This is a genomic window from Pseudonocardia sp. MH-G8, assembly GCF_002262885.1.
GTDB lineage: Bacteria > Actinomycetota > Actinomycetes > Mycobacteriales > Pseudonocardiaceae > Pseudonocardia.
The window spans coordinates 1-21,375 of the sequence record NZ_NKYF01000040.1 but is presented as its reverse complement, the minus strand read 5'-3'; the positions used below and the strand labels follow the sequence as shown (position 1 = coordinate 21,375).

Below are 21,375 nucleotides of genomic sequence, written 5' to 3'. Positions count from 1 at the left end.
CGACCGCACCTTGCGGTCAGGCCCGGGGCCGCAGGCCTGCGGCCACCTTCAGATCGGCTGCCAGTGCGGCCAGGGACTCCTCTCGGGCCTCCGGCGGGCCGCGCAGGATCGAGCTCGGGTGGACCGTGGGTACCAGCTGGTAGCCCTCCCACTCCAGGACCTGGCCGCGCTGCTCGGTGATCTTGAACGCGTTCCCCAGTAGTGCCTTGCCCGCCACCGCGCCGAGCGTTCCCAGCACGGCCGGGTGCACGGCGGCCAGCTCGCCGTCCAACCACGGGCGGCAGGCGCGGATGTGCGTCACCCCGGGCGTCTTGTGGATGCGCCGCTTGCCCTCGCGCTCGAACCGGAAGTGCTTCACCGCGTTGGTCACGTAGACGCCGTCACGATCGATGCCCGCCCGCTCGAGCGCCTGGTCGAGCACCCGCCCGGCGGGCCCCACGAACGGCTCGCCGGCCTGGTCCTCGCGATCGCCGGGCTGCTCCCCCACCAGCACCAGCCACGCCGAGGACGGGCCGGCGCCGAAGACGGTCTGCGTGGCCGGTTCGTACAGCTCGCACCGCGTGCAGGCGGCGGCGTCGCGGCGCAGGTCGTCCAGATCCGGGTGTTCGAGGTCGGTGGCGGTCACCTCCCGGTGCTACCCCGTCCGTGAGCGCGTCCAACCGCTCCTGCCAAGGTGATCGGCGTGACCACCACGTTCGTCCTCGTCCACGGCGCGTTCTGCAACGCCGCGGTCTGGGCGCCGACGGTCCGCGAGCTCACGCTCCGCGGGCACCGCGCGCTCGCCGTCGACCTGCCCGGCCACGGCCTCGGCGCCACCATCCCCACCGGCTACCTCGGCGGCCAGGACCTGGCAGAGCTCGCCACGCAGCCCAGCGGAATGGCCGGTATCGGCACCGCCGACGACGTCGCCGCCGTCACCGACGTGCTGCGGCGGGCCCGCACCCACGGCCCCGTCGTCCTCGTCGGGGCCAGCCGCGGCGGTATCACCCTCACCGCCGTCGGCAATGCCGCTCCCGATCTGGTCGACCGACTGGTCTACGTCTCCGCCTGGTGCTGCACGAACGGCACCCTCAGCGAGTACTCGGCCGGCCCGGAGAACGCGCAGAGCCTGCTGCCCCACACCGGGCTCGTCCCGCTCGCCGACCCCGGCGTGATCGGTGCGATCCGCCTCAACTGGCGCACGTCCGACCCCGACGTGCTCGACCGCGCGCAGGAAGCCCTGCTCGCCGACGGCACCCGCGCCGAGCTGCTCGCCTACCTGCACACCCAGGATCCGGACGAGAGCGTCGCCATCGACGAGGAGGCCACCCGCGCGGACGCCGCGACGTGGGGCCGCATCCCGCGCACCTACGTGCGCCTGACCTCCGACCGCGCCATGCCGCTCGCGCTGCAGGACCGGTTCATCGCCGACGCCGACGCCCTGACCCCGGACAACCCCACGGACGTGCGGTCGATCGACAGCGGCCACCTGCGGTTCCAGATCCACCCGGCCGAGCTGGTGGAGATCCTCGACGGGCTCGCCTGAGCCGTCAGCGCGGTTGCAGCTCGGCCACGAAGTTCGCCAAGCGCGACCTGCCCCGTACCGACGAACGTCAGCGATGCGCGGGGCTCCACGCATCGGCAGGTACCCGGCCGAGCAGGTCCGACACCTCCTCCCACACCTCCGCCACCGGGATCTGGTCGAGGTAGGACGGGCGGTGCGCGCACCCGTCCCCGCGACGGTGCGGGTGGCCCGCGGTGCTGCAGTCGGTGCCGCACTCCGGGCAGTGCAACGTCCAGCTCAGCAGCGGGCGGTGCCGGGTGCGGGTGGCGGGCGCGGCGTTGATCGCGTTGCCGCACCAGTACAGCCCGACCGTTGCCGAGCCCACCGCGCGCGCGAGGTGCAGCGGCCCGGAGTCGTTCGCGACCACCACGGCGCAGCGCTGCAGCGCCGCGGCGAGCACGCCGAGGTCGGTGCGCCCGCTCAGGTCGGTCACCGGGCGGGCGGCGGCGGCCACGACGGCGCCGCTCACCTCCGCCTCACCCGCGGCCCCGACGAGCACCGGGCGCGCTCCCGTGGCCGTCAGCGCATCGGCGAGCGCGGCGAACCGCTCGGCGGGCCAGCGCCGGCGCGGGTCGGTGGCCCCGGCGTGCAGCGCCACCCACGGCGCGTCCCCGGGCAGCAGCGCCGCGGCCGCGTCGCGCTCGGCGTCGGACACGGCCAGGAGCGGGTACTCGGCGTCTCCTCTCGCGCCCGCGAGCCGGACGACTTCGAGGCAACGCTCCGCCTCGGACTGGTAGTAGCGGTAGGGCACCGTGACATCGAGCGGCGGCGCGCCCTCGGCGCGCAACCCGATGCTCCGGCGAGCCCCGAGCGCGGACACGAGCGGGTTGGAGGCGGCCCCTCCACCGTGCAGCTGGACGGCGAGGTCATAGCGCTGCTCCCGCTCCTGCGCGAGGAACGCGGGCAACGCGTCCGCCGCGGGGGCGCCGGGCGGCTGGCCGGCCAGCCCGTCGACCCGGGGCAGCACGCGGACCCGGTCGACCGGGCCGGGCCTGCCGGTCAGGAAGCGCTCGTGCCACGCGGCGCCCAGCAGCGTCAGGTCCGCATCGGGGAACCGCGCGCGCAGCGCGGCGAGCGCGGGGGTGGTCATGAGGTAGTCGCCGAGCGCGTTGCAGCGCAATACGGCGATGCGGCGAACTCCGAGCCCGTCGATCACCCGGCCCGGTTACCCGGCGCGCGCCGGGGTACGCACGTCGGGTGCGGGAGAACGGGCAGGATCGACCGACGGCACTGGTGCTGCGCGCGCTGCACCTCGGGGACCTCCTGGTGGCGGTCCCCGCCCTGCGCGCGCTGCGGCGGGCGCTGCCCGACCACCGGATCGTCCTGGCCACCACGCCCGCGCTCGCGCCCCTGGTGGAGCTGACCGGCGCCGTCGACGAGCTGCTGCCCACCGCGGCGCCGGACGCACTCACCTGGGACCGTCCGCCCCCGGACGTGGCGGTGAACCTGCACGGCCGGGGCCCGCAGAGCCACCAGGCGCTCGACGCGCTGGACCCCCGGCGGCGCATCGGCTTCGGCGCACCCGGCTGGGACGGCCCGGACTTCGACGAGATCGCCGCGCGGCACCCGCAGGAGCGCGAGCGCTGGTGCGCGATGCTCGCTGCGCAGGGCATCCCGGCCGACGCGGGCGACCTGCGCCTGCCCCCGCCCTCCGGGGTCGCGCCCGGGCGCCGGGTCTCTCCCGTGCTCGTGCACCCCGGTGCCCGTCACGGGTCCAAGCGCTGGCCGGCGCGGCGCTTCGCCGAGGTCGCTGCCGCCCTGAACTGCCCGCTCACGCCCGTCACGATCACCGGCACCACCGATGAGCGCGAGCTCGCCCTCGCCGTGGCGGGCGCGGCGGGGCTCGCCGAGTCCCGGGTCCTCGCCGGGCGGACGGACCTGGCGCAGCTCTGCGCGCTCGTGGCCGGCGCGGCGCTCGTCGTCAGTGGGGACACCGGCGTGGCCCACCTGGCCGCCGCGTTCGGCACGCCGTCGGTGACCCTGTTCGGGCCGGTCGACCCGGCGCAGTGGGGCCCGCCCGCGGACGGACCCCACGTCGTGCTCGGCGACCCCGACCTCCGCCACGGTGACCCGTTCGCCGACGACCCCGACCCGGCACTGCTCGCGGTCGGCGTCGGCGACGTCCTGCGCGCGGCCGCCCGCCTGCGCGACCACCCCCGCAGCCGCACCCCGGCCCGCGCCGCCGAGATCCGCTGACGCCGAGATCGGTCCGAGCCGCACACCAGCGCCGTCAGGCCAGCGCTGGTGTGCGGGTCGGTTCGATCAACGGCGGCGGCCTCACCGGCCGGCGGTGGCGGCCATCGGGGTGCGGGACGGGCGGTAGGGCACCGCGACCACCTCGCCGCCCCACGAGCGCACCAGCGGTGTCTCGGGCAGGTCGGCCGGGTCGTGGTCGCCGCCCTTGACCCACAGGTCCGGGCGCAGGGCGTCCAGCGGGCCCCGCGGGTCGTCGGCGTCGAACACGGCCACCGCGTCCACGCAGCCCAGGGCGGCGAGGGCCGCCAGGCGCTCCTCGAGCGGCACCAGCGGGCTGTCCGGGCCGGTGCGCCGGCAGACCGACGCGTCGGAGTTGACGAGCACCAGCAGGCAGTCGCCCAGGGCGCGGGCGGCCTCGAGCGTGGCGGTGTGGCCGGTGTGCAGGCCGTCGAACGATCCGCCCGTGGCGACGACCGTGCCGCCGCCGGCCCGCACGCGCCGCGCCACCCGCGCTGCCGCGTCCAACCCGGAGACCGCGAACCGCGGGCGGGCGTCGGTGGACACCGGCTGGATCCACCGGCTGCCCTCCCGGCGCACCGCGGCCCCGCCCCCACGGGCGACGAACCCCGCCGCGCCGTGGACGGCCTCGGCGACCGCTTCGTCGACGGTCGCGCCGCCGGCCAGCGCGGCGGTGACGCCCCCGGCGAAGTGGTCACCCGCGCCGCACGGGTCCTGCTCGTCCACGGACGGGGCGGGGGCGGCCGAGCAGGCGCCGTGCCGGTGGCGGACCACCGCTCCGGCGCCGCCGAGCGTCACGGCCACGGCACGCGCCTCCCAGCGGCCCAGCAGGCGCCCGGCGAGCGCCAGCGCCTCGGAAGCGCCGCTGCCGTCGCCGCTGCCGGGCGCCGCCTGGCGCGCCTCGGCCAGGTTCGGGGTGACGACGCTCGCCCCGGCGATCGGTTCGGGGCCGCGCGGGTGCGGGTCCCAGACCACCGGCACGCGCCGCGCGACGGCACGCTCCAGCGCGGCGCGCACGCGCGGGTCGGCGGCCACGCCGCGCCCGTAGTCCGACACCAGGACCGCGCCCGCGCCGGCGAGCGCGGTGTCCAGGTCGAGGGCGTCGCCGAACCCGGCGGCGGGCTCACCACGGCCGCGGTCGGTGCGCAGCATCGACCGGCCGCCGGCGCGCCACCGGCACTTGACGACCGTTCCTCCCGTCGACGGTCCGGCGAACACGTCGACGGCGCCGTCGAGCAGGGCGCGCAGCCGCTGCCCCGCCTCGTCGTCCTCCAGGGCCGTGATCAGCCGGACCGGGGTGCCCCGGCCCGCGATCAGGACCGCAGCGAGGCCCGCGCCGCCGGGCCGGGCCTGCTCGCCCTGCACCGCGAGCACCGGCGCGGACGCGTCCGGGCACAGCCGGTCCACGCTGCCCTCGACGTCGACGTCGAGCAGGGCATCGCCGATCACCACCACCGGGCGCGCCCGCCGCCCGTTGCGCCCGGGCCTCATGACGCGCTCCCCGCGACGACGGGAACTCCCGCCGCAGCTGCGACGACGTCGCGCGCCTGCACCGTGCGGTCCGGCACCGTCGTGGCCGACTCGAGGTGGTAGGCACCCGAGGGCAGGATCCCCGCGCCGCCCGCGACCGCCATCACGCGCTGCTGGGCCAGGACGTCCTCGCCGCAGTGCGCCTCCGGCAGGTCGGTCCAGAAGTCGAATCCGCCGACTGCGTCGAGCACCTGGCGGTCGTAGAGCACGCAGCCCCCGACCCAGGCGATCTTGTAGGGCACCCAGCGCTCCCCCGGCCGCAGGTGCGCAGCCGCCAGGTGCGCGGGGTTGGCCGCGTTGTGCAGCGTCCAGCGCTGCCAGGAGCGCGTACCCGGCTCGATCCGCTCCGCCTCGACGGGCCCGGTCCAGCGTTCGAACGGCGCCAGCTCGTCGGGGCGGTGGTCGTCGAGGTAGGACAGCCCCTGCACCGCGGCGCCCACGAGCCCGCAGCCGAGCGCCGAGATCGCCTCGTGCAGGCGGGCGAGGGCACCCGGCTCCAGCCACACGTCGTCGTCGAGGAACAGCACGTAGCGGGCCGACGAGCGGGCGAGCAGCGACGCCCGGTGCTCGGCCAGCCCGCGGCGCGGGCGGTGCCGGACCGTGCGCACCGGGTGCCCGGACGCCCGCAGGGCGCGCAGCAACGTCTGCGCGGGCGGGGTGTCGTAGGACGCGGGCCCGTCCGACTGGTCGCTCACCACCAGGCCGAACGGCAGCTCCTGCGCCGCCAGCCCGGCCAGCGTCGTCGCCAGCTCCACGGGGCGCTCGCACGTCGGGACGAGGACGTCGAGTCCCGTCGCGGGCCGGCTCACGACCGACCCGCCCGGATCCGGCCCACGATCGCGGTCGTGGAGTGGTCGGACAGGTAGTCGAGCACCCGCACCTCGCCGCCGAGGCGCTCCACGGTCGGCGTCTCCGGCAGCATCTGCGGGGTGTAGTCGCCGCCCTTGGTGTAGACGTCGGGGCGCACGGCCTCGATCAGCGCGACCGGGGTGTCCTCGGCGAACGCGGTGACCAGGTCCACGCACTCGATGGCCCCGACCACGCCCGCGCGGTCCTCGAGGGGGTTCACCGGCCGCTCGGGGCCCTTGAGCCGCTCCACGCTGTCGTCGTCGTTGAGCGCCACGACGAGCACGTCCCCCAGCGCGCGGGCCTGCCGCAGGTAGGCGACGTGGCCGCGGTGCAGCACGTCGAAGCAACCGTTGGTGAACACGATGCGGTGCCCGGCGCGGCGGTGCTCGTCCAGGATCGCCAGCAGGTCGCGGTGGGCCAGCAGCCCGCCCCGGTCGCGCGCGGCGAGCCGCGCGCTCAGGGCGCCCGCCGAGCACACGGCCGTGCCCTCCTGCGCGACCACCACATCGGCGGCGCACTGGGCGAGCACGAGCGCCGTCTCGGCCACGATGCCGCTGGCGAGCGCCGCCGTGATCGCGGCGGTGAAGGTGTCGCCCGCACCGCAGGCGCGCGAGTCGGGCCCGGGCACCGCGTGCGTGCGCCCGGGCGGCGCGTCCGGGTCGGCCGGCAGCCGCACCGCACCGTCGACGTCCAGCGTGACGAGCACGTCGGCGCCGCCTGCCGCGGCCACCAGCTCCGCGCGGTGGGCGAGCACCCATGCCGCACGGTCGGGACCCGCCGGTTCCGGCACGCCGATCAGCGCGGCGGCCTCGGCCACGTTGGGGGTGACGGCGTCGGGGGCCAGCGCGCTCCACCCGTCGCCGGAGCGGGCGTCGACCACGAGCAGCGGGATCTGCGCGCGGCGCCGGGCCAGCGCGGCGCGCACCTCCCGGCCGACGGCGCCGAGCCCGTAGTCGGCCACGAGCACCGCGTCGGGCTCCCGGTCCAGGGCGGCCTCTAACGCCGCGACCAGCGCCGTGACGGTCCGTGGACGGGGGCCGCGGTCGGGTCCGACGTCGTAGCGCGCGAGCGGCTGGCCCGCCGACACGAGCCGGCGCTTGACGGCCGTGGCGCGCCCGTCCTCGCAGACGCACGGGGCGGTGTGCACCCCGGCGGACTGCAGGAGTTCGCGCAGGACCGCGCCGTCGCCGTCGTCGCCGAGCACGGAGACCAGCTCCACGCGCGCGCCGAGGGCGGCGAGGTTGGCCGCGGCGTTCCCGGCACCGCCAGGGGTGCTGCGGGTCTCGGACAGCTCGACGACCGGGACCGGGCCGTCGCGGCCCAGCCGCCGGGCCGGACCCGACAGCCAACCGTCCAGCAGCGCGTCGCCCACGACGACGACGCGCGGGGCGCGCGCGGTGATCTCGCCCGCGAGCGCGGCGGGAACCCGGGCGGGGGTGAGGTCGATCAGGGGGTCGACGGGGCGAACGGGGTCCATCGGTCCTCCTTCGCGGTCAGCGGGGTCCCGGGGACGGCGAGCGCGAGTGCCGCCGCGGCCAGCCCGCCGGGCGGCACGTCGAGGCACTCGTGGTTGTAGGGGCATTGCAGCTGCCGGCACGGCGAGCACCGGACCGGCCGGCCCAGCAGGGTGGCCCGCGTGCTGCGCGGCTGCAGGTCACCGGTGCGCTCGGTGCCGGCGAAGGCGACGGCGACCGGGGTGCGCACGGCATCGGCGAGGTGCATGCCGCCGGAGTTGTTCGTGATCGCGACGGACGCGCGGGCCAGGAGCGCGGTGAACACCGGCAGCGCCACCGGCGGCACCGCCGTCACGGCGGGGTGCTCCGCCGTCGTGACGACCCGCGCGACCAGCTCGTCCTCCGCGGCCGAACCCGCCACCCGCACCGGCATCCCGGCCTGCGCGATCCGCGCCGCGACAGCGCCGAACAGCTCGGCAGGGTAGCGCCGGGAGGCGCACGAGGCGCCCGGTGCGAGGACGGCGAACGCCCCGTCCGGGGCCAGCTCCGCCGCGGCGATCGCCGCGCCCGCGGGCACGCGCAGCGCGGTCTCGTGCCCGCGGCCGGGCACGCCGATCGCCGCGAGCAGGTGCAGGGCGCGGTCGACCTGGTGGGTGGTGTCGGGGGGAGGCGTCACCCAGTGCGTGGCGACGGCACCGCCGAACTCGCGCGAGTGCACCACGCGGGTGCCGATACCGGCCAGCATCCCGAGGTGCGCCACCGGCCACGGCGACTGCGAGAACGACGTGAGCACCAGCAGCACGTCGTAGCTCCCGGCGGCCATCCGTTCCACGAGCTCGCGCTCCCCCGCCGCGTCGCCGCAGGCCGCTCCGGGCAGCTGCTGCCAGGACGGCGAGGCCACCAGCACCCCGTCGAGCTCCGGGATCATCGGCACGACCGCGGCGCCCGCAGGGGAGGCGAGCAGCTCGATCCGCGCCCCGGGAGCGGCCGCCCGCAGCGCCCGCAGCGCGGGCGTGGTCGTGACGACGTCGCCGATGTTGTCGGCGCGCACCACGAGGATCCGCGCGCCCGCCAGGTCGACGGGCCCGCCGCGGTCGGCACCGGGGTGGCGGCCGGGAACCGCCGTCGCGCCCGTCATGGCCATGACGGCTCCGTGGACGCGCACACCACCATCTCCCGCACCTCGCTGCCCTCCGGGCGGGTCAGCGCGTAGACGACGGCGTCGGCCACCTCGCCCGGGTCGTTGAGCTGCGCGTCCGGGCCCGGCTTGTACTGGTCGGGCCGGCCGTCGAAGAACGCGGTGTCCATGCCACCGGGCACCAGCAGCGTGACGCCGACGCGGCCGGCCAGCTCGCTCGCCAGCGCCCGGGTCATGCCCACCACGCCGAACTTCGAGGCGCAGTAGGCCGAGGCGTCGGGAAGGGCGCGCAGGCCCAGGGTCGAGGCCACGGTGACGATGCGCCCGCGGTTCGCCGTCAGCGCCGGGAGGGCGGCGCGGACCACGGCGGCGGTGCCGAGCAGGTTCACGCCGATCACCTGTTCCCACTCGTGCGCCGGGACGTCGCCCAGCGCGCCGCAGCGGTCGGTGCCGGCGGCGGTGACCACGGCGTCGAGGCCGCCCGCCGCGCGTACGAGCTCCGCGATCGCGGCCTCGCTGCGGCGACCGTCGGCGAGATCGGTGACCGTGGACAGCGCGTCGGCGTACCCGGGTTCGGGGCTCACCGGCACGCGGTCGAGCAGCAGCGGCCGCCCGCCGGCGGCTGCGACGGCCCCGGCGACGGCGCGGCCGAGCCCGGACGCGGCACCGGTGACGAGGACGGTGCCGACCGGGCGGGGCGCGCGGGTCGGGGTGGATGTCGGGGCGGGGAGGGTGTGCGTCACGTCGATCCTTCCGTCGGGCCCGCGGCCGCGGGGACGGCATCGGGGCGGGTGGGTCGGTGCGCCGGCACCAGCCGGTGCACCGCGGAGACGACATCTTCGGGAGCGACCCGGGACAGGCACGGGTGCCCCGGGACGGGGCAGTCGCGGGCGCGGGTGCCGCGACACGGCGCGTCCTGCGCGCCGAGCAGCACGTGGGGCACCCGGTAGGGCCGCCACCGGACGGCGGGCACCACCGGGGCGAACAGCGACACGACCGGCGTGCCGACGGCGGCGGCGAGGTGGGCTGTGCCGGTGTTGCCGGCGACGAGCGCCGCGGCCCCGGCGAGGACGCCGGACAGCTGTGCGAGGTCGGTGCGCCCGCCGAGGTCGAGCGCGTGCCCGTCGGCGACGGCGGCGGTGAGCTCCCGCTCCCCCGCGCCGCCGGTGACGACGACGGGCAGACCCGCCTCGCCGAGCAGCCGTACGGCATCCCGGTGGTGCGCGGCCGGCCAGCGCCGGGCGGGCGCCGTGGCGCCGGGGTGCACCACGACGTAGGGGCGCCGGGCGAGCGGCCCGAGCAGCGCGCCGACCCCCGGGGGCCGCCGCACCGCGAGCCGCCCCTCGTCCCCTGCCGGGAGCCGGAAGCCCGCGGCCGCGGCGATGGCCAGGGCCCGTTCGGGCTCGGGCTGGTCCTCGGGCAGCTCCTCACCCGGACGCAGCCGCACGTCGAGCAGCGAGCCGGGGTAGTCCGCCGAGGCGCCGGTGATCCGGCCGATCCCGGCCAGGCGCAGCAGCAGCGCGGTCGGCAGCGGGGACTGGTGGAACGAGGTCAGCACGACGGCCTCGTCGAAGGCGTGCCCGGCGAGCATCGTGACGGCGCCCTCGACGTGCTCGGGCGTCACCGCCGGGGCCGGGTTCACGATCCAGGGGCTCGCCCACTCCAGGACGCGCCGCACCCCGGGCAGGAGGCGACCGGCCGCGGCGCCCGCAGGGCCGCACAGCAGCGACACCTCGGCGTCCGGGGCCGCCGCGACGGCGCGCACGGCGGGACCGGCGAGCAGCACATCGCCCGCGGCGTCCAGCCGGACCACCACGATCTTGCTCACGACGCACGCTCCGCGGCCGCCACCGCAGCAGCAGCCTCGGTCCCGAGCAGGTGGCGCACCGCGGCGAGGAGGTGGGGCCGCACGACAGGCGCGGCCGCCACCTCCTCGGGGCGGGTCACCGGCGTGGGCACGAGCACGGCGGCGGCGCCTGCGGCGGCCGCCGCGTCGACGTCGGCGCCGATGTCGCCGATCACCGCCGTGGCCGCCGGGTCGACCCCGAGCTCGCGCGCGGCGGCGAGCACCATGCCCGGCCGCGGCTTGCGGCACGGGCACCCGTCGTCCGGGCCGTGCGGGCAGACCTGCCACACCCCGAACGGTCCGAGCAGCTCCCCGACCCGCCGGTTCACCGCGTCGACCTGCGCGGACGTGAGGATCCCGCGGGCGATCCCGGACTGGTTGCTGACGACGCCCACCGGTATCCGCGCCGCGCGCAGCAGGTCCAGTGCCACGCGCGCCCCGGGCACCGGCCGCACCCGGTCCGGATCGCCGTTGTACGGCACGTCGACGACGAGGGTCCCGTCCCGGTCGAACAGGACGGCCTCGGGCATGTTCCGGACGATCACGTAGGAGTAGGTGTCCGGGCCTGCTGCTGGTAAACCGCTCCGCACCCCACTACTACTCGAAGTAGTCACTACTACTGCCTGCGACCGGCGAACTCGCGCCTCATGGACACGCCCGACCCACTGTTGTGACCAAGGCCACCTTCGCGGTTACGGTGGCGGGAAGCGGGTGTCCGGCGCTGCCGGCGCCCGTAGGAGGGAGGCGAGCGCGTGAGCGAGCACGTTCCCCGTCCGGTCCGGCCGCGGGTCACCGCGCGCACCTCCTACCGCATCGCCCCGCTGGTCCGGCCCAACCGCCTCTACCGGGCCATCGCCGCCCGCCTGGAGCGCATGCCGCGGGCGCTGCGCCTGTTCACCGGTCTCGAGCGGCGCAGCAAGGAGGCGCTGTACGGCTGCCGGATGTGCGGGCAGTGCGCCCTTCCCGCCACGGCCTACGCCTGCCCGATGACCTGCCCGAAGCAGCTGCGCAACGGCCCGTGCGGCGGCGTGGCGCCCAACGGTGACTGCGAGGTGCATCCGGGGGAGCGCTGCGTGTGGCTCATCGCCTACGAGCGGGCGGCGGCCACAGGTCACGAATCCGACCTCGCGTTGCTGCAACGCCCCATCGACCAGCGGTTGCGCGGCACGAGCTCGTGGGTGCACTACTGGCTCGGCCGCGACGAGGGGCTGTGGACCGACGCCGCACCGCGGGAATCCGTGCGCCGCGCGCCCGTCGAGCTCGGGATGCCGCAGGTGCCCCGGTGACCGCCGCCGGCAACGGGGCCCCGCCCGGACGCCTGCGGGCCGCTCTCGCCGCCGGACGGTTCGCGGTCACCGCCGAGATCGGCCCGCCGCGGGGTGCCGATGCCGCCGCCGTCGATCGCAAGGCGGCGCTGCTGCGGGGCTGGGTCGACGCCGCGAACGTCACCGACAACCAGGGCGCGCACGTGCGGCTGTCCAGCCTGGCCGGCAGCGTGCTGGCGCTGCGGGCGGGCGTCGAGCCGGTCATGCAGCTGACCTGCCGCGACCGCAACCGGATCGCGCTGCAGTCCGACCTGCTCGCCGCAGGAGCGCTGGGCGTGCCCAACGTGCTGCTGCTCTCGGGCGACCACCCGGTCTACGGCGACCACCCCGACGCGGCCGGGGTGTTCGACCTCGACAGCCTCCAGCTCGTCTGGACCGCCCGCACCCTGCGCGACGAAGGCGTGCTGCTGTCCGGACGACCGGTCGAGAAGCGCCCCGAGTTCCTCATCGGCGCGGTCGAGAACCCCTTCGCCCCGCCCACCGCGTTCCGCGCCATCCGCTTGGGCAAGAAGGTGGCCGCGGGCGCCGAGTTCTGCCAGACCCAGTTCACCTTCGACGTGCCCGCCTTCGCCCGCTTCATGGCGGAGGTCGTCGACCGCGGCATCGCGCAACGCTGCAGCGTGCTCGCCGGCGTCGGGCCGATCCGCTCGCTGCGCGCGTACGAGTTCGTGCGCTCCCAGGTGCCCGGCGTCCACCTGCCGGAGTCGGTGGGGCGCCGGCTGCGCGGGGTACCGGGCGACCGGGTCGCCGCGGAGGGCGTCACGCTGTGCGTGGAGACGATCGAGGAGCTGCGTGCGATCCCGGGAGTCGCCGGCGTGCACGTCATGGCGTTCGGCTACGAGCGGGGGATCCCGGAGATCCTCGAACGGGCGGGCCTGGGACACCCCTCGGCGCCCGCGGCACCCACCGAGAGGAAGGAGCGCGCCTGATGGCCGCTTTCCCGTCCGACCTGGCCATCGCCAAGGGCGCCACGCTGCAGCCGCTGGTCGACGTCGCCGCCGGCATGGGGATCGGACCGCACCTGGTCACCCCGTACGGCCGCGAGGTCGCCAAGATCGAGCTGGACGCGATCGAGGAGCTGGCCGATCGGCCCCGCGCCAAGTACGTGGTGGTCTCGGCCATCACCCCGACCCCGCTCGGCGAGGGCAAGACCACCACCACGGTCGGGCTCGGCCAGGCGATGCGGCACATCGGGCGGCGGGCCACCGTCGCGGTCCGCCAGCCGTCGATGGGACCGACGTTCGGCATCAAGGGGGGCGCCGCGGGCGGCGGCTACTCGCAGGTGGTGCCGATGGAGACGCTCAACCTGCACCTCACCGGCGATTTCCACGCCGTCACCGAGGCGCACAACATGCTCTCCGCGATCCTCGACAACCACCTGTTCCAGGGCAACGAGCTCGACATCGACCAGCACAACATCACCTGGCGCCGGGTCATGGACGTCAACGACCGCGTCCTGCGCAACATCATCGTCGGGCTCGGGGCGAAGGCGGACGGGACCCCGCGCCAGACCGGCTTCGACATCACCGCGGCCTCCGAGGTGATGGCGATCTTCGCGCTCGCGCGCTCGGTGCAGGAGATGCGCGAGCGGCTGGGCCGCATCGTCGTGGCCTACGACGGCGGCGGCAAGCCGGTCACCGCGCAGGACATCGGCGGGGCCGGCGCCATGGCCGTGATCATGCGCGACGCGCTGCGGCCGAACCTGCTGCAGACGCTGGAGAACACGCCGGTGCTGGTGCACGCGGGCCCTTTCGGCAACATCGCGCACGGCAACTCCTCGGTCGTGGCCGACCTGATCGGCATCCACGCGGGCGACTACCTGATCACCGAGGCCGGCTTCGGCGCCGACATGGGTGCCGAGCGCTTCTTCAACATCAAGTGCCGCGCGTCGGGCCTCACGCCGGACGCGGCCGTGGTCGTCACGACGGTGCGCGCGCTCAAGGCGCACTCCGGGCAGCACCGGATCGTGGCGGGCAGGCCGCTGCCCGACGGCCTCTTCGCCGAGAACCCCGACGAGGTGCACGCCGGCGGGGCCAACCTGCGCAAGCAGATCGAGAACATCCGGCTGCACGGCGTCTCCCCCGTCGTCGCGATCAACGCGTTCCCCGGCGACCACCCCTCCGAGCACGCCGCCATCGCCGAGATCGCCGCGTCGATGGGCGCCCGCTCCGCCGTCTGCACCCACTTCGCCGACGGCGGGCGCGGCGCCGTCGAGCTCGCGCACGCGGTGGCCGAGGCTGCCGAGGAGCCCGCGGACTTCCGGTTCCTCTACCCCGACGAGGCCCCGCTGCGGGAGAAGATCGAGACGATCGCGCGGCGGGTGTACGGCGCCGACGGCGTGGACTACACCCCCGCCGCCGCCCGCCAGCTCGACTCCTACGAGCTCAACGGCTTCGGCCACCTTCCGGTGTGCATCGCGAAGACGCACCTGTCGATCTCCTCGGACGCCACGCTGAAGGGCGCACCCACCGGCTGGCGGCTACCGGTGCGCGAGGTCCGCGCCTCGGTCGGCGCCGGGTTCATCTACCCGATCTGCGGTGACATGCGCACCATGCCCGGGCTGGGCGCGAACCCGGCCGCGCACCGCATCGACCTGGACGAGAACGGCGAGATCGTCAACCTGTCGTGACGCTGCCGCGGCGGTCGGTGCGGCAGGCCGGAGCGGGTACCCGCAGGCATGACCGACTCCGAGCACGAACCCGTCGAGTCCGCCCGGCCCACGCTCGGCCGCCGCGACCAGCCCGACACCTTGCGCCCCGACACCGATCCCGACGACGGCCCCGACCACAAGCTCCCGCCCGACGAGGACACGCCCCGCCCCACCCAGCCGCCGGGGCAGGACGACCCTGGCGACGAACGTTGACCGAGTCGTGATCAGCGAAAGTGGTACGGGAGCGACAGATCTGTCGCCCTCAGACCACTCCTGGCGATCATGACGGCGCGCCGTCGTGCGAGACGTACGTGAGCGCGGTCGCGAGGCGCCTGGTGTGCGGCTCACGCCGCGCCGCCGCGTAGTCCGGCGGGCCTCGGGGTACGAACCGGACATGCCGCCCACGGTCGTCGTCTTCGCGCCCTCGCCCCTGCTCACCGTCACCATCGAGGACCGGGCCGGTCAGCCCGACATCCACGTCCACGCGGGCGGGCAGGGGGTGTGGCAGGCGCGGATGATCTCGACGCTGGGCGTGCCCGTCGTGCTGTGCGCCGCGCTCGGCGGGGAGGCGGGCGACGTGCTGCAACACCTGCTGCCCGGCGAGGACATCGAGCTGCAGGCGGTGCGGGTGGGCACCCGCAACGGCGGCTACGTGCACGACCGGCGGTCCGACGACCGGGACCCGATCGCCGAGGCTCCCGGCGGGCCGCTGGACCGCCACGAGCAGGACGCGCTCTACGAGGTGATGCTGCGCGAGGGCATCGAGCACGGCACCGCGGTGCTCGCGGGTCCGAACGACGACCAGGTGATCCCGGCGTCGCTGTACCGCAGGCTCGCCACCGACCTCGGCGCGAACGGCTGCCGGGTGGCCGCCGACCTGGCCGGGGAGCGCCTCGACGCCGTGCTCGCCGGCGGCCCGGCGGTGCTGAAGGTCAGCCACGAGGAGCTGATCGCCGACGGGCGGGCCGGCAGCGACGACCCCGCAGACCTCGTCGCCGCGATGCGCAAGCTGCGTTCCGAGGGCGCCGCCACCGTGATCGTCTCCCGTGCCGCCGAGCCCGCACTCGCGCTACCGGCCGACGGCGAGGGCGAGGGTGACGTGCTGGAGATCCACGTGCCGCCGCTGCAGGCGGCCGAGACCCGCGGCGCGGGCGACTCGATGACCGCGGGCGTGGTTGCCTCCCTCGTGCGCGGGGACCCGATCCGCGAGGCCCTGCGCACGGGCGCGGCGTGTGGTGCGCTGAACGTGGTCCGCCGGGGGCTGGGCACCGGCGGTGAGGCGGCGATCCGCACGCTGGCCGAGCGGGTCGAACTGGTGGACTGGAAGGGGTAGGGACGGGTGCGGGCACTGGTGACCAACGACGACGGCATCGACTCCCCCGGCCTGGCCGCGCTGACGCGGCTGGCGCTGGCCGCCGGGCTCGACGTCGTGGTGGCGGCACCGTCGGAGCAGTCGAGCGGCGCGAGCGCCGCGATCACCGCGGTGCGCGACGAGGGCCGCACCCTCATCGAGCGGCATGAGCTCGGGGACCGGCCGGAGCTGCCCGCGTGGGGCGTGCGCGCCCAGCCGGGCCACATCGTCGTGGCGGCGCTCACCGGCTGGCTGGATCCGGCGCCCGACCTCGTGCTCTCGGGCGTCAACCGCGGCGCCAACGTGGGACGGGCGGTGCTGCACTCCGGCACCGTGGGCGCGATCCTCACGGCTGCGCTGCACGGCGTGCGCGGCCTCGCCGTGAGCCTCGACGTCCCCCTCGACCCCCAGGGCGAGCGGCACTGGGACGCGGCCGACGACGTGTTCCCCCGGGTGCTGGAGCTGCTGCTGGACGCGCCACCGGGCACGTCCCTGTCGCTGAACGTGCCCGACCGTGACCGCGGCCGGCACCGGGAGCTGCGCCACGCCCGCCTCGCGGCCTTCGGCACCGTCCAGGCCCGCGTCGACGAGGTCGAGGACGGCGGGCTGCGCCTGGGGGAGGTCGAGGTGGGCACGGAGCCGGAGGAGGGCACCGACGGCGCGCTGCTGGCCGCGGGCCACCCGACGCTCACGGCGCTGCGTTCGATCAGCGAGGACGAGGGCCGCCTGGTACCCGACTGGCTCGCGAGCGCGAGCCGCGTGCGCTCCTGAAGCCCCTGCTCAGGCGCGGACCGTCGCGTCCACCGCTCTGCAGAGCATGTGCAGGGCCGCCAGGTGGCATTCCTGCACGGTGGCGGTGTCGCCGGGCAGGCAGACCGCGTCGTCGCAGACGTCGGCGAGCGGGTTCGGGCCGGGCCCGGTGATGGCCCAGCTGGTGGCTCCCGCACCGGCCGCTGCCCTCGCGGCGCCGAGGAGGTTCGGGCTGCGGCCGCTGCTGGAGAACAGCAGCACGACGTCCCCGGGGCGGGCGTGTGCGCGCACCTGCCTGGCGTAGACCTCGCTGTACCCGTAGTCGTTGCCGATCGCGGTGACGCTGGAGCCGTCGGCGTGCAGCGCGATCGCCGAGAGCGCCTGGCGTTCCCCGTCGAAGCGGCCGACGAGCTCGGCGGTGAGGTGCTGGGCCTCCGCGGCGCTGCCCCCGTTGCCGGCGGCGAGCAGGCGCCCCCCGGCCAGCAGGCGCCCCGCCAGGTCGGTGCCCCAGCGGGCGAGCGTCGGGCCCGCTGCCCGCAGCGCCGGCAGCGCGACGGCGAGCCGGTCGACGTGGGCGCCGACGGTGTTCACCACGGTGGCGGGCGAGGCGGGCGCCGCCACCGGGTTCACCGGGCCACCCCGGCGGTCTCGGGCGCGGCGGGGTCGCGCACGTCGTCCGCGGACCGGACGTCGGGACGGTCGACCTTGGCGGCGGTGTGGCGGCCGCGTGCGGTGACGACCTCGTCGTAGACCAGCGCGGAGGCCGTGGCCACCCGCTCCCAGTCGTAACGGGCGAGCACCCGGTCGCGGCCCGCGATGCCGTAGGCGGCACCCATCGTCGGCGAGCTCAGCAGGTCCCGCAGCGCCGTGGCGAGCAGGTCGGGCCGGCGCGGCGGCACGAGCAGGCCGGTGACCCCGTCCACCACGGTGTCCTGGATGCCCCCGACCGCGGTCCCGACCACCGGTCGGCCGCACGCCATCGCCTCGAGCGGCACCATGCCGAACGGTTCGTACCACGGTGTGCACACGACGGCGTCGGCCGAGCGCAGCAGGGCCGGCACATCGGGGCGGGCGACCGGACCGATGATCTGCACGCGGTGGGACACGCCGTGGCGCTGCGCGCAGTCGCGCAGGCGGGCGGCGTCCGGATCGCCGTCGCCACCGCCTCCGGCGACCACGAGCTCCGCGGCCGGCACCCGGCGCAGCGCCTCGATCACCTCGTCGACGCCCTTGCGCCGCACGAGGCGCCCCAGCGTGAGCAGCCGAGGTCGGTCGCCTCGCGGGGCGACGGGTCCGTCGGTGCTGAACTCCGCGGTGTCGACGCCGCAGGGAACCACCGTCGTGCGGCGCCGTGGCGCGCCGATCCGGGCGAGCTCGAACACCTCGTCGGTGCACGTGGCGAGCACGCGGTCGACCTGGCGGGCGACCGCGAGCTCGGCCGCGACCCGCCCGTCCGGGCTCGTGTCGTCCTCCCGTTGGTGGCGGCGCTTCACGCTGCCCAGCGCGTGGAAGGTCTGCACCACCGGGATGCGCCCGGCCGCCGCTGCGAGCGCCACCATGCCCGACATCCAGAAGTGCGCGTGCACCACGTCGGGCGGGTCGGCGGTCCATGCCTCGTCCAGTGCCTGGGTGAACGCCGGCAGGTGCGGCACCAGGTCGTCCTTCGCCACGTGCTCGGCCGGTCCGGCGGTGACGTGGCGGACCACGACGCCGGAGCGCAGCGGCACCCCGTCGGGCAGCCCGGGCGCGTCGCGGCGCGTCCACACCGTGATCTCGTGACCGGCGTCGGCGAGCGCGGAGCTCAGCTCCAGCACGTGCACGTTCTGGCCTCCCGCGTCGGCGCCTCCGAGGGCGGCGAGCGGGCTGGCGTGCTCCGACACCATTGCGATGCGCATGGCCGGTCAGCTCCTTCCGGTGATGCCGGCTGCGACGGGGGCGCGGCGCGCGGCACGGGTGGACGCATCGGCGGTGACGGCGTCGAACGTGGCGTCCCAGTCGGCGAGGAAACGGTCGAGGCCGTAGCGGCGGAGGGCGTGCTCACGTGCGGCAGCGCCGGTGCGCCGCGCGAGCTCCGGCTCGGCCATCAGCTCGCGCAGCGCGTGCGCGAGCCGGGCAGGATCGGTCGAGAGGTGGCCGGTGCCCGGTGGCACCGCCTCCACCGCCTCGGTGGTGGCGAGCGCGACGACCGGCATGCCGAGGTGCATCGCCTCGATCAGCGACAACCCCAGCGAGGTCCAGCGCAAGGGGTGCAGGTACGCCCGGCGCCGCGCCATCTCGGCGTGCATCCGGTGTTGGGGCAGGTCACCGCATTCGTGGATGTCCAGATCGACGCCCGCATCGCCTCCGGAGGAGGCGCCCAGGTGTTCACGCAGACCGTCGGTGCCGATCCCGAAGACGTCGAGCGGCACGGAGCGGGAGAGCTGCGGCAGCAGGTCGGTGCCGGTGATCCGCCCCCGTCGCACCGGTTCGTTGACCACGACCGCGGCGGCCGCACGCTCACCGCTGTAGCGGTGGCCCGGGTCGACGACGCCGTGCTCGATCACCCGAGTGGGGGTGCTGCCGGTGTCCCACATCAGCTGGTTGAAGTGGGTGACGTGCACGAGCGGCACGTCGTCGCGGTCGGCGACGGGATGGCGGCTCGTGGCCGCGTGCTCCCGCGGCGCGTTGTGCTCGAGGTACACCGCCGGCACGTCCCGGCCGGGCGCGCGGCCCAGCCAGCGCTGCGCGAGTGCGAACTCCTCGGGCCGCTGCAGGACGACCACGTCGACATCCGTGTCGGCGAGGTCGTCGGCAGCCACCTCGACGGCGGACGCGGGCCAGTCCCACGCCGCCGGGCGCCCGCCACCCCACGGGCCGCGCTCGGGCAGCGTCGGGAGCAGGTAGCGGTGCGGGCCCTGGACGAACGCGGTCGTCCACGAGCCGTGCACGTGCCAGACGAGAATGTTCACGTCCTCGGATTCGCCCAACCTGCGTGGATCAAAACCGGATTCCCCCGGTCGCTACTTGGCGGAGTGGTCACAGCACGTTCGGTGACGGGGTACGAGCCGGGGTGGCGGGGTACGTGCGAGCGGTGAGCACCGGTACCGACCTGCGGCGCATCGCCGCCGACGATTTCGGCTGGTCTCACCTGCCCGAGCAGCTCGACGCCATGGAGCACGCGGTGCAGGGGCACGACGTGCTGGCCGTGCTGCCGACCGGGTCCGGAAAGTCCGCGATCTACCAGGTGCCCGCGCTGCTGCGCGCCGGGCCGACGGTGGTCGTCTCGCCACTGGTCGCGCTGCAGCACGACCAGCGCGAGGGCCTGGCCGAGAGCGGGGCGCCCGACGCCGTGGCGGTGAACTCCGTGCAGCGCTCCGGGGAGAACCGGGCGGCCTGGGAGGCCCTGTCCGCGGGGTCCGCCGAGTACGTCTTCCTCGCCCCGGAGCAGCTGGCGAACGACGACGTGGTGGAACGGCTGCGCGCCGCGGGCCCCGGCCTGTTCGTGGTCGACGAGGCGCACTGCACCGGACGCGATGCGCGCCGTGCTGGCCGCGCTCGGGGACGGCGAGGCCCGGACGCCGAAGGAGGTCGGCGCGCAGAGCGGTGTCTCCCCCACCCGCCGGACCTCGGCCCTCAACCTGCTCGAGCAGGCCGGCGCGGTCGTCACCGCCGCCGACGGGCGGTGCCGCGCGACCGGGATGCGGACCGACGAGGCGGTCGAGCGGGCGGTCGAGATCGCCGAGCACCGGCGGGAGACCGTGCGCTCCCGGATCGAGATGATCCGCGGCTACGCCGAGACCACCGACTGCCGCAGGCGCCTGCTGCTCGGCTACTTCGGCGAGCAGCACGCGGAGCCGTGCGGGCACTGCGACAACTGCGATGCCGGGACCTCACGCGAGGCCGAGCCGGCCCACGCCGAGGATCCTGGCTCCCAGGAGCGCGTGCGCCACCCCGAGTGGGGCGAGGGCACGGTCATGTCGACCGAGCGCGACCGCGTCACGGTGCTGTTCGCCGAGCACGGCTACAAGACGCTGTCCCTGGGCGCGGTCCGCGAGAACGACCTGCTCGCGCCCGCCGACCAGACGCCCGCGGGGTGACGGTGCGAGCACGTCTGTCGGTTCCCGTCGGGCTCCTGCCTGGGGGCTGGGTGCGTTCCGCGGAACGCGGTCAGGCCGCCGCCCGGGCCCGGGGCCGGCGCGGGAGCAGCGCATCCAGGATCGGTTCCGGGTCCAGGCGTTCGCCGAACCAGTTCGGGGTCAACGTCGCGGCCTCGATCCGCAACCCGGCCCGAGCGTGCATCTCGACCAAACGCTCAGCCCGACCGCTCAACACCGGCCCGACCGCCGGGACCGCGGAGCCGTCCGGACGTAGGAACTGCCACCGGTCACCCAGCCGGTGGACCCGGTAGCCGTGATCATGGATTACACCGTGGTGATACGAACACACCAAGATCAGATTGTCGACGTCGGTACGACCACCCACCCACCACGGAACCAGATGATGGGCGTGCAAGTGACGGACATGGGCACAGCCCGGGAACTGGCACCGTGCCCCGTCCCGGGAGGTCAGCGCCGCGATCTGCGCCGGCGACGCCAACCGCCGGGAACGGCCCAGGTAGAGCCTGTTGCGGGCGCGGTCGTCGAGCAACACCTGCACCCGCGCATCACAGGCCAGCCGCTCCACCGTCGCCGCCGGAACCTCCGGCCCGCCGCGGATCTGCGCGGCACCGGTGGCGGCGTCCAGGTG

The 21,375-nt window shown here is 76.0% G+C and carries 22 protein-coding genes and 1 pseudogene; 10 read left to right on the top strand and 13 right to left on the bottom strand.

Going from position 1 to position 21,375, the window contains the following annotated elements; all coding sequences use genetic code 11:
* Window positions 1–16: 16 nt before the first annotated feature.
* Window positions 17–625: a UdgX family uracil-DNA binding protein gene (locus CFP66_RS43605; RefSeq protein WP_094931259.1), complete on the bottom strand. Its 609-nt coding sequence runs from the start codon at window positions 623–625 to the stop codon at window positions 17–19.
* A gap of 57 nt (window positions 626–682) precedes the next feature.
* On the opposite strand from CFP66_RS43605, the gene CFP66_RS43600 reads away from it, so the two are divergent.
* The gene (locus tag CFP66_RS43600; protein WP_094931258.1) at window positions 683–1,525 is read left to right on the top strand and encodes an alpha/beta hydrolase; all 843 of its coding nucleotides are present in this window, start codon (window positions 683–685) and stop codon (window positions 1,523–1,525) included.
* Window positions 1,526–1,592: 67 nt separating this feature from the next.
* On the opposite strand, the gene CFP66_RS43595 is transcribed toward CFP66_RS43600, so the two are convergent.
* Window positions 1,593–2,699 (bottom strand): glycosyltransferase family 9 protein, encoded by a 1,107-nt coding sequence (locus tag CFP66_RS43595; protein ID WP_198962088.1) that lies wholly within the window; start codon window positions 2,697–2,699, stop codon window positions 1,593–1,595.
* A gap of 41 nt (window positions 2,700–2,740) precedes the next feature.
* On the opposite strand from CFP66_RS43595, the gene CFP66_RS43590 reads away from it, so the two are divergent.
* Window positions 2,741–3,739, top strand: coding sequence for a glycosyltransferase family 9 protein (locus CFP66_RS43590; RefSeq protein ID WP_198962087.1), 999 nt, complete (start codon window positions 2,741–2,743; stop codon window positions 3,737–3,739).
* 81 nt (window positions 3,740–3,820) lie between these two features.
* On the opposite strand, the gene CFP66_RS43585 is transcribed toward CFP66_RS43590, so the two are convergent.
* The 7 genes from CFP66_RS43585 to CFP66_RS43555 are packed head-to-tail and all read right to left on the bottom strand — an operon-like array spanning window position 3,821 to window position 11,104.
* Window positions 3,821–5,248: a PfkB family carbohydrate kinase gene (locus CFP66_RS43585; RefSeq protein WP_094931257.1), complete on the bottom strand. Its 1,428-nt coding sequence runs from the start codon at window positions 5,246–5,248 to the stop codon at window positions 3,821–3,823.
* Complete coding sequence (locus CFP66_RS43580; RefSeq protein WP_094931256.1) at window positions 5,245–6,096, bottom strand: glycosyltransferase family 2 protein; 852 nt, start codon at window positions 6,094–6,096, stop codon at window positions 5,245–5,247. Before CFP66_RS43580 ends, CFP66_RS43585 begins: the two co-directional genes overlap by 4 nt.
* Entirely contained in the window at window positions 6,093–7,613 is a 1,521-nt protein-coding gene (gene rfaE2 / locus CFP66_RS43575) for a D-glycero-beta-D-manno-heptose 1-phosphate adenylyltransferase (RefSeq protein WP_094931255.1), read from the bottom strand. Before rfaE2 ends, CFP66_RS43580 begins: the two co-directional genes overlap by 4 nt.
* Window positions 7,583–8,734, bottom strand: coding sequence for a glycosyltransferase family 9 protein (locus CFP66_RS43570; RefSeq protein ID WP_198962086.1), 1,152 nt, complete (start codon window positions 8,732–8,734; stop codon window positions 7,583–7,585). The genes rfaE2 and CFP66_RS43570 overlap by 31 nt, the downstream gene beginning before the upstream one ends.
* Complete coding sequence (locus tag CFP66_RS43565; RefSeq protein WP_094931254.1) at window positions 8,725–9,471, bottom strand: SDR family oxidoreductase; 747 nt, start codon at window positions 9,469–9,471, stop codon at window positions 8,725–8,727. The genes CFP66_RS43570 and CFP66_RS43565 overlap by 10 nt, the downstream gene beginning before the upstream one ends.
* A complete protein-coding gene (locus CFP66_RS43560) occupies window positions 9,468–10,556 on the bottom strand; it encodes a glycosyltransferase family 9 protein (protein WP_094931253.1) in 1,089 nt (362 codons plus the stop codon). Before CFP66_RS43560 ends, CFP66_RS43565 begins: the two co-directional genes overlap by 4 nt.
* Window positions 10,553–11,104, bottom strand: coding sequence for an HAD-IIIA family hydrolase (locus CFP66_RS43555; RefSeq protein WP_094931290.1), 552 nt, complete (start codon window positions 11,102–11,104; stop codon window positions 10,553–10,555). The genes CFP66_RS43560 and CFP66_RS43555 overlap by 4 nt, the downstream gene beginning before the upstream one ends.
* A 222-nt stretch (window positions 11,105–11,326) precedes the next feature.
* Here CFP66_RS43555 and CFP66_RS43550 point away from each other — a divergent pair, with 222 nt between their 5' ends.
* The 6 genes from CFP66_RS43550 (at window position 11,327) to surE (ending at window position 16,671) form a co-directional block, all read left to right on the top strand.
* Window positions 11,327–11,860, top strand: a complete 534-nt coding sequence (locus CFP66_RS43550) for a methylenetetrahydrofolate reductase C-terminal domain-containing protein (RefSeq protein WP_094931252.1) — start codon at window positions 11,327–11,329, stop codon at window positions 11,858–11,860.
* Window positions 11,857–12,828 carry a methylenetetrahydrofolate reductase gene (locus tag CFP66_RS43545; protein ID WP_198962085.1) on the top strand — a complete coding sequence of 324 codons (972 nt, stop codon included), beginning with the start codon at window positions 11,857–11,859 and terminating at the stop codon, window positions 12,826–12,828. Before CFP66_RS43550 ends, CFP66_RS43545 begins: the two co-directional genes overlap by 4 nt.
* Window positions 12,828–14,528, top strand: a complete 1,701-nt coding sequence (locus tag CFP66_RS43540; protein WP_094931251.1) for a formate--tetrahydrofolate ligase — start codon at window positions 12,828–12,830, stop codon at window positions 14,526–14,528. Before CFP66_RS43545 ends, CFP66_RS43540 begins: the two co-directional genes overlap by 1 nt.
* Window positions 14,529–14,576: 48 nt before the next feature.
* Complete coding sequence (locus CFP66_RS43535; RefSeq protein ID WP_094931250.1) at window positions 14,577–14,762, top strand: hypothetical protein; 186 nt, start codon at window positions 14,577–14,579, stop codon at window positions 14,760–14,762.
* Between the two features lie 181 nt (window positions 14,763–14,943).
* On the top strand, window positions 14,944–15,882 hold the full coding sequence (locus CFP66_RS43530; protein ID WP_094931249.1) for a 1-phosphofructokinase family hexose kinase: 939 nt from the start codon (window positions 14,944–14,946) through the stop codon (window positions 15,880–15,882).
* A 6-nt stretch (window positions 15,883–15,888) separates the two neighbouring features.
* On the top strand, window positions 15,889–16,671 hold the full coding sequence (gene surE / locus CFP66_RS43525) for a 5'/3'-nucleotidase SurE (RefSeq protein ID WP_094931248.1): 783 nt from the start codon (window positions 15,889–15,891) through the stop codon (window positions 16,669–16,671).
* Window positions 16,672–16,680: 9 nt separating this feature from the next.
* On the opposite strand, the gene CFP66_RS43520 is transcribed toward surE, so the two are convergent.
* The 3 genes from CFP66_RS43520 to CFP66_RS43510 are packed head-to-tail and all read right to left on the bottom strand — an operon-like array spanning window position 16,681 to window position 19,598.
* The gene (locus tag CFP66_RS43520; protein ID WP_369805283.1) at window positions 16,681–17,271 is read right to left on the bottom strand and encodes an SIS domain-containing protein; all 591 of its coding nucleotides are present in this window, start codon (window positions 17,269–17,271) and stop codon (window positions 16,681–16,683) included.
* 5 nt (window positions 17,272–17,276) lie between these two features.
* A complete protein-coding gene (locus CFP66_RS43515) occupies window positions 17,277–18,545 on the bottom strand; it encodes a glycosyltransferase (RefSeq protein ID WP_094931246.1) in 1,269 nt (422 codons plus the stop codon).
* Window positions 18,546–18,551: 6 nt separating this feature from the next.
* Entirely contained in the window at window positions 18,552–19,598 is a 1,047-nt protein-coding gene (locus CFP66_RS43510; protein WP_094931245.1) for a glycosyltransferase family 4 protein, read from the bottom strand.
* A gap of 200 nt (window positions 19,599–19,798) precedes the next feature.
* Between CFP66_RS43510 and CFP66_RS49710 the strand changes: the two are divergent.
* Together CFP66_RS49710 and CFP66_RS49705 are read left to right on the top strand one after the other, a co-directional pair.
* A pseudogene (locus tag CFP66_RS49710) lies at window positions 19,799–20,113 on the top strand (DEAD/DEAH box helicase); the annotation flags it as partial.
* Window positions 20,114–20,162: 49 nt separating this feature from the next.
* Complete coding sequence (locus tag CFP66_RS49705; RefSeq protein WP_233160221.1) at window positions 20,163–20,726, top strand: DUF3553 domain-containing protein; 564 nt, start codon at window positions 20,163–20,165, stop codon at window positions 20,724–20,726.
* Between the two features lie 70 nt (window positions 20,727–20,796).
* Here CFP66_RS49705 and CFP66_RS43500 read toward each other — a convergent pair.
* Window positions 20,797–21,375: HNH endonuclease (locus CFP66_RS43500; RefSeq protein ID WP_143517602.1), on the bottom strand; the 579-nt coding region annotated here is incomplete at its 5' end.

Excerpts from the sequence above, each read along its gene's own strand:
- CFP66_RS43570 (WP_198962086.1), bottom strand. The coding sequence starts at position 8,734 with ATGGCCATGACGGGCGCGACGGCGGTTCCCGGCCGCCACCCCGGTGCC.
- CFP66_RS43535 (WP_094931250.1), top strand. The coding sequence starts at position 14,577 with ATGACCGACTCCGAGCACGAACCCGTCGAGTCCGCCCGGCCCACGCTC.
- CFP66_RS43515 (WP_094931246.1), bottom strand. The coding sequence starts at position 18,545 with ATGCGCATCGCAATGGTGTCGGAGCACGCCAGCCCGCTCGCCGCCCTC.
- CFP66_RS49705 (WP_233160221.1), top strand. The coding sequence starts at position 20,163 with ATGCGCGCCGTGCTGGCCGCGCTCGGGGACGGCGAGGCCCGGACGCCG.
- CFP66_RS43585 (WP_094931257.1), bottom strand. The coding sequence starts at position 5,248 with ATGAGGCCCGGGCGCAACGGGCGGCGGGCGCGCCCGGTGGTGGTGATC.
- CFP66_RS43530 (WP_094931249.1), top strand. The coding sequence starts at position 14,944 with ATGCCGCCCACGGTCGTCGTCTTCGCGCCCTCGCCCCTGCTCACCGTC.
- CFP66_RS43555 (WP_094931290.1), bottom strand. The coding sequence starts at position 11,104 with ATGCCCGAGGCCGTCCTGTTCGACCGGGACGGGACCCTCGTCGTCGAC.
- rfaE2 (WP_094931255.1), bottom strand. The coding sequence starts at position 7,613 with ATGGACCCCGTTCGCCCCGTCGACCCCCTGATCGACCTCACCCCCGCC.
- CFP66_RS43540 (WP_094931251.1), top strand. The coding sequence starts at position 12,828 with ATGGCCGCTTTCCCGTCCGACCTGGCCATCGCCAAGGGCGCCACGCTG.